Genomic DNA, 6,387 nt, shown 5'->3' on the forward strand with positions numbered 1-6,387 from the left:
CCGAAAAGAAAAACCCCGGCCAAACTGGCCGGGGCTCTGTGAAATCAGATCATTCCCACTCGATGGTGCCCGGAGGCTTCGAGGTGATGTCGTAGGTGCAGCGGTTGATGCCCTTCACCTCGTTGATGATCCTTGTGGCGGTCTCGCCCAGGAACTCGTGGCTGAAGGGGTAGTAATCCGCGGTCATGCCATCGACAGAGGTCACCGCGCGCAGGGCACAGGCGTAGTCATAAGTGCGGCCGTCGCCCATCACGCCGACGGTGCGGACCGGCAGAATCGCCACGAAGGCCTGCCAGATCTCGTCATACAGACCGTGCTTGCGGATCTGGTCGATGTAGATCGCATCCGCCTCGCGCAGGATCTCCAGCTTCTCGCGGGTGATCTCGCCGGGGCAGCGGATCGCCAGACCCGGCCCGGGGAAGGGATGGCGGCCGATGAAGCTCTGCGGCAGGCCCAGCTCGCGGCCGAGGGCGCGGACTTCGTCCTTGAACAGCTCGCGCAGCGGCTCGACCAGCTTGAGGCCCATCTTCTCCGGCAGTCCGCCGACGTTGTGGTGCGACTTGATGGTGACCGAAGGCCCGCCCGAGAAGGAGACCGATTCAATCACATCCGGGTACAGGGTGCCTTGCGCCAGGAATTCGGCGCCGTCGATGGTGTCGGCGTGTTTCTGGAACACGTCGATGAACAGCTTGCCGATGATCTTGCGCTTGGTTTCCGGGTCGCTTTGCCCGTCCAGCTCGCCCAGGAACAGATCGCTTTCATCCGCGTGGATCAGCTGGATGTTGTAATTGTCGCGGAACATCGAAACGACTTCTTCCGCCTCGTTCTTGCGCAGCAGGCCGTGGTCCACGAACACACAGGTCAGCTGGTCGCCGATCGCCTCGTGGATCAGGATCGCCGCAACCGAGGAGTCAACACCGCCGGACAGGCCGCAAATCACCTTCTTGTCGCCGACCTGCTCGCGGATCTTCTCGATCATCTGCTCGCGGTAGGCGCCCATGGTCCAGTCGCCGCTGAAGCCGGCCAGACGCACGAAGTTCTCATAGAGCTTGGCGCCGTTCGGGGTGTGGTGCACCTCCGGGTGGAACTGAACTGCATAGAAATTGCGCGACACATCGGCGGTGATGGCAAAAGGCGCGTTGGGGGAGGTGCCGTAGACCTCGAACCCCGGGGCGATCTTGCTAACGTGGTCGCCATGCGACATCCAGACCTGCTCACGGTCGGCGTCGTTTGCAAACCAGCCGTCCAGCAGCTCCAGCCGGTCAACGGTCGGGGTCACAAAGGCGCGGCCGAATTCGGCGGTGCCGTGGCCGCTTTCCACCTTGCCGCCGAGCTGGTGCATCATCACCTGCTGGCCATAGCAGATGCCCAGGATCGGCACGCCATAGTCGAAAATCTCCTGCGGCGCCCGCGGGCTGCCCTCGCGGGTCACGCTGTCAGGCCCGCCCGAGAAGATCACCGCCTTGGGCGCCAGCTCGCGCACAAAGTCCATGGTGACATTCTGATAGGGGTGGATTTCGCAATAGACGTTCAGCTCGCGCAGGCGGCGCGCAATCAGCTGCGTGACCTGGCTGCCAAAGTCGATGATGAGAAGGCGGTCATGGGATGTCTCTGTCATGCACGCGCCATAGGGCAGGAACGCGGTTTCCGCAAGGGGGTTTGGCCGCCCTGCAGGAACACGTGCTCTATTTAACGGCTGACCGGCGTCCGGCCCGCGGAAGGTATGCCGAAGTCCACCGGCGCGGTGGAAAATGCTCCGGCAATGTCGCTTTTCAACTTGAATGGCCGCAATCCTGCGGCGGCGGCGCGCGCACTGGCTATAATACCCTTCGCAATGAAATGCCTGTGGTGAGGATAAACCATGACAGAAGCAGCCCCGCGCCGTCGTGCCCGCGGTTCCGGCGGCGGCGCCGCCCGCCGCGCCGAGCGCACCAGCGTCAAGATCGAGACCGCCAAGTACATCGAGCGCAACATTCCGAACTTCGAGATCCTGAACGAGGAAGCGCTGGAGATCATCGAGTACAACGCGGACACGATCCTGGAAGAGGTCGGCGTCAATTTCGTTGACAACCCGGCAGCGCTGCAGCGCTGGCGCGATGCCGGTGCCGACGTCCAGGGCGAGCGCGTGCGCATCCCCCGCGGCCTGGCCCGCAAGCTGTGCGAAACCGCACCGGCCGAGTTCACCCAGCATGCCCGCAACCCCGCGAAATCGGTGGTCATCGGCGGCCGCAACCTGGTTCTGGCACCGGTCTACGGCCCGCCCTTCGTGCGCACCCGCAGCGGCGGCCGCCGCTATGCGACCATGGACGACTTCAACAAGTTCGTGAAACTGGCCTATATGTCCAAGTGGCTGCACCACTCCGGCGGCACCGTCTGCGAACCCACCGACATCCCGGTGAACAAGCGCCACCTCGACATGCTGATGGCGCATATGACCCTCAGCGACAAGCCGTTCATGGGCTCCGTCACCGAACCCAGCCGCGCCCAGGACTCAGTCGACATGTGCGGCATCCTGTTCGGCAAGGAGTTCGTGCAGAACAACACCGTGATGACCTCGCTCACCAACATCAACTCGCCGATGACCTTCGACGACGTGATGATGGGCTCGCTGGAAGTCTATGCTCAGAACAACCAGGCCTGCATCATCTCGCCGTTCATCGTCGGCGGCGCCATGGCGCCGGTGTCGGTGGCAGGCACCCTCACGCAGGTGCTGGCAGAGGTTCTGGCCGGTATCGCCTACAACCAGCTGTGCCGCCCCGGCGCGCCCGCGATCTTCGGCGCCTTCGTGTCCTCGATCGACATGAACTCCGGCGCGCCAACCTTCGGCACCCCCGAAGCGTCGCTGGTCACCTACGGCGCAGGCCAGCTGGCCCGCCGCCTGGGCGTTCCGTTCCGCTCGGCCGGTTCCTTCTGCGGCTCCAAGCTGCCGGATGCGCAGGCCGCCTATGAAACCGCCAACTCGCTCAACATGGGCCTGATGTCCGGCGTGAACTTCATGCTGCACTCCTGCGGCTGGCTCGAGGGCGGCCTGGTTGCCGACTTCGAGAAGTTCGTGATGGACGCCGACCAGCTGGGTGCACTGCACGGCCTTGCCAAGGGCATCGCCGTGGACGAGAACGGCCAGGCGATGGATGCCATCCGCGAAGTCGGCCCCGGCGGCCACTACCTCGGCTGCGGCCACACCCAGGCCAACTTCAAATCGGCCTTCTGGAAATCCGACCTGCTCGACTACAAACCGTTCGAACAGTGGGAAGAAGAAGGCGCCCGCGACACCTACGCGCTGGCAGAAAGCCGGGTTGAGAAACTGCTGGCCACCTACGAGCAGCCGGCGCTGGATCCGTCGGTCAAAATGGCGCTGGACGAATACGTGGCCGAGAAGAAAGCCTCCATGCCCGACGCCTTCATGTAAGGCCAAGGGCGAAAATCAGGGGCAGGGGGCCGCACCCTCTGCCGCGGCAAAACGGCGGTCCCGCGGGACCGCCGTTTTTGCGTTGCAGCGCGTGCGCAGATACGCCGCCTCACTGGCCAGCGCGATCAGAACATCCACATGGCGGATCATCGAATATCCTGCTTCGCCGGCCTGGCGTGACGCATTCAGGCCCTCTTCCATCTCCAAGAGCCGCATCACCGCTGCCGCAGGCCGCGGTATGCCGCCATAGCCCAGAATCCGCCGCAGGTCGCGTTTGCGGCAATAGTTCCGGGCGCCAAGCCGGGCCGCCCGCGCCAGGATCCTCGGGCGCCGGAGCAACGAAACGCGGCTGAAAACATCCTGCATGATCGTCTCCTTTCCTATCTCTGATCTGGCCCTGCTATAACACAACCCAGGGTGGTGTTGCGGAAAGGGGGAAACCGGCGAACGGTCCGTTTTGTGATGATTATGCTTTTTCTGGAAACAATGGTGCTCGATCCGCGCTTTTGTCCAGATTCGGCCGGGCGAAATGGGACATGCCGCAGGCACCTTTGAGTGCGGCTGCCCCGGCAGCCTGGCTTAAAACCGGGGGTTAAGAATGCAAAACATGACACGGGCACCCTTTCCGGGCTGGGTGCCGCTGGAAACATGCCGCTACCTTCAGCACACCGAGGCAGGCCGCCCGATCCGCCAGCTGGCCCGCAAGGCGGGCTGCCATCCCTCGACCATTCTGCGGCAGGTCCGGCGGGTGGAGGTCCTGCGGGACGACCCGCTGATAGACGAGGTGCTGACCTATTTGGCCGGGCGCTATAAATCCGCCCCGGCGAAACCCCGGCAGGAGGAAAAGCCCTCCGCCGCAAACCGCAGCCTGAGGACGGGATTCGAGCGGGAGGCAGCCAGCGTGCTGACCCTGCTCAGCCGGGGCGGTGCGGTTCTGGCCGCTGCCGAGGGCATGGAAATGGCCGTGGTGGTGCGCGAAGGCCACGAAGCCGACTGCCAGAAGGTAGCGGTGTCGCGGCCCCTGGCGGGGGCGCTGGCGCTTACCGGCTGGATTGCCTGCTCGCGCAAGGGGCGGATCAGCCGATATTCGATCACTGCGGCCGGGCGCGCGGCGCTGAACCGGATCATCGCCGACCAGGAGAACCGCGCCCGCGCCCGGCTGGAGGGCGGTTTTTGCGAGGCACAGGCGGCGTTCGAGGCGCCAGATCCGGGCGAGGCCGCAGGGGGCGGCCGCAAGTCCCGCTATGGCGGCGCGGAAACCCCGCTGGAGATGCTGGCAAGGCTGTCCGACAAGGATGGCAAATCCTTCCTTACCCAGCCGATGGTGCGGGTAGTGCCCCGGGAGATGGTGTAGGAACTGGCGTCCACCTGCTTCTTCATGGCTGGTGTTGCTCGTTCACTGGGCGGCGACCATCTTCGCCGTATCGGGATCGTTGCACACGTCAGTCAGCTTTTCCACCGGCATGTAGCGGCGCGAGACGGTCCACTCATCATTTTGTTCCAGCATGAGGGCGCCGACGAGCCGGACGACAGCCGCGCGGTTCGGGAAGATCCCGACGACGTTGGTGCGCCGTTTGNGGTAGTGCCCCGGGAGATGGTGTAGGAACTGGCGTCCACCTGCTTCTTCATGGCTGGTGTTGCTCGTTCACTGGGCGGCGACCATCTTCGCCGTATCGGGATCGTTGCACACGTCAGTCAGCTTTTCCACCGGCATGTAGCGGCGCGAGACGGTCCACTCATCATTTTGTTCCAGCATGAGGGCGCCGACGAGCCGGACGACAGCCGCGCGGTTCGGGAAGATCCCGACGACGTTGGTGCGCCGTTTGATCTCCTTGTTGACGCGCTCCAAAGGGTTCGTGCTGTGCAACTTCGAGCGCAGGCTCTCGTCGTAGGCCATGTAGGCGAGAACGTCGTGCTCTGCCTCGTCCATGAGCTCGGCGACATCCCTGAACCGGTCACGCAGGCTGTCGGCGACCTCCCGCCAGCGGGCATGGGCCTGATCGCGGTCCTTCTCTGCGAAGACGGTCTTCACCACGGCGCTGACCACCGGCTTGTTGGTCTTGTTCACCCGGGCCAAAAGGTTGCGCTGGAAATGCACGCGACAGCGCTGCCATCCAGCTCCCAGAACCTTGCGGGCAGCGGCCTTCAGGCCCTCGTGGGCGTCGCTGATCACAAGTTGAACTCCGCGCAGGCCTCGTCGGGTGAGCGAACGCAAAAAGTCGGCCCAGAACGCCTCGGCCTCGGAAGGCATGACGGTGATCCCGAGGATCTCGCGCCGCCCGTCGGTGTTGACCGCCACGGCCACTATCACCGCCATGGACACGATCCGCCCGCCCTCGCGCAGCTTCACGTAGGTGGCGTCGAGCCAGAGGAAGGGCCAATCGCCCTCCAGCGGCCGGTTCAGGAACGCCTGCACGCGCTCGTCGATCTCCCCGCAGAGCCGCGACACTTGGCTCTTCGACGTGCCGGCCAGACCCATGGCGCGCACCAGGTCGTCGACGGCGCGCGTGGAGACTCCTTGAATGTAAGCTTCCTGGATCACCGCCATCAGCGCCTTCTCGGCCGTCCGGCGTGGCTCCAGAAACGCCGGGAAGTAGCTGCCCTTGCGCAGCTTGGGGATGTTCAGCCCGATCGTGCCCGCGCGCGTATCCCACTGCCGCGATCGGTAGCCGTTACGCTGGTTCTCACGCTCTGGTGTCCGCTCGCCATGCCCGGCTCCGCAAAGCGCAGATACTTCGATGTCCATCAGCCGCTGTGCGGCGTCCTGGATCAGCTCACGCAAGAAATCCGCGTCATCACTCTTGGCGATCACCCCCGGAAGGTCGATCATGGTCTCGGTCATCGTGCTCTCCTTCGTTGTCATCGGCTTCAACAACCTCAGACTACGAAGATGCGCGGTGGCCGCCAGCCCGGCCGCGCGCTGCGCTAAGCCAATGGCTTCGCGCGCGGCCTCCTACACCACGGGTTGGGACGCTACC

Annotated in this window: 5 protein-coding genes and 1 pseudogene; 2 read left to right on the forward strand and 4 right to left on the reverse strand. The window is 64.4% G+C overall.

The window, feature by feature from the left end:
- Positions 1-49: 49 nt before the first annotated feature.
- On the reverse strand, positions 50-1,618 hold the full coding sequence (gene guaA / locus GKC28_RS08330) for a glutamine-hydrolyzing GMP synthase (protein WP_174146436.1): 1,569 nt from the start codon (positions 1,616-1,618) through the stop codon (positions 50-52).
- Positions 1,619-1,861: 243 nt separating this feature from the next.
- Here guaA and GKC28_RS08335 point away from each other — a divergent pair, with 243 nt between their 5' ends.
- Complete coding sequence (locus GKC28_RS08335; protein ID WP_174146437.1) at positions 1,862-3,409, forward strand: trimethylamine methyltransferase family protein; 1,548 nt, start codon at positions 1,862-1,864, stop codon at positions 3,407-3,409.
- 15 nt (positions 3,410-3,424) lie between these two features.
- Here the strand turns inward: GKC28_RS08335 and GKC28_RS08340 are convergent, their stop codons facing one another.
- Complete coding sequence (locus tag GKC28_RS08340) at positions 3,425-3,775, reverse strand: DUF6477 family protein (protein ID WP_174146438.1); 351 nt, start codon at positions 3,773-3,775, stop codon at positions 3,425-3,427.
- Between the two features lie 241 nt (positions 3,776-4,016).
- Here GKC28_RS08340 and GKC28_RS08345 point away from each other — a divergent pair, with 241 nt between their 5' ends.
- Positions 4,017-4,763: a helix-turn-helix domain-containing protein gene (locus GKC28_RS08345; RefSeq protein WP_254604186.1), complete on the forward strand. Its 747-nt coding sequence runs from the start codon at positions 4,017-4,019 to the stop codon at positions 4,761-4,763.
- A 42-nt stretch (positions 4,764-4,805) separates the two neighbouring features.
- On the opposite strand, the pseudogene GKC28_RS08350 reads toward GKC28_RS08345, so the two are convergent.
- Together GKC28_RS08350 and GKC28_RS08355 are read right to left on the reverse strand one after the other, a co-directional pair.
- Positions 4,806-4,985 (reverse strand): annotated as a pseudogene (locus tag GKC28_RS08350) (transposase); the annotation flags it as partial.
- A gap of 69 nt (positions 4,986-5,054) precedes the next feature.
- Positions 5,055-6,272 carry an IS256 family transposase gene (locus GKC28_RS08355; RefSeq protein WP_174146439.1) on the reverse strand — a complete coding sequence of 406 codons (1,218 nt, stop codon included), beginning with the start codon at positions 6,270-6,272 and terminating at the stop codon, positions 5,055-5,057.
- Positions 6,273-6,387: the final 115 nt, after the last annotated feature.

The sequence above is a fragment of the Leisingera sp. ANG59 genome (assembly GCF_013317235.1).
GTDB lineage: Bacteria > Pseudomonadota > Alphaproteobacteria > Rhodobacterales > Rhodobacteraceae > Leisingera.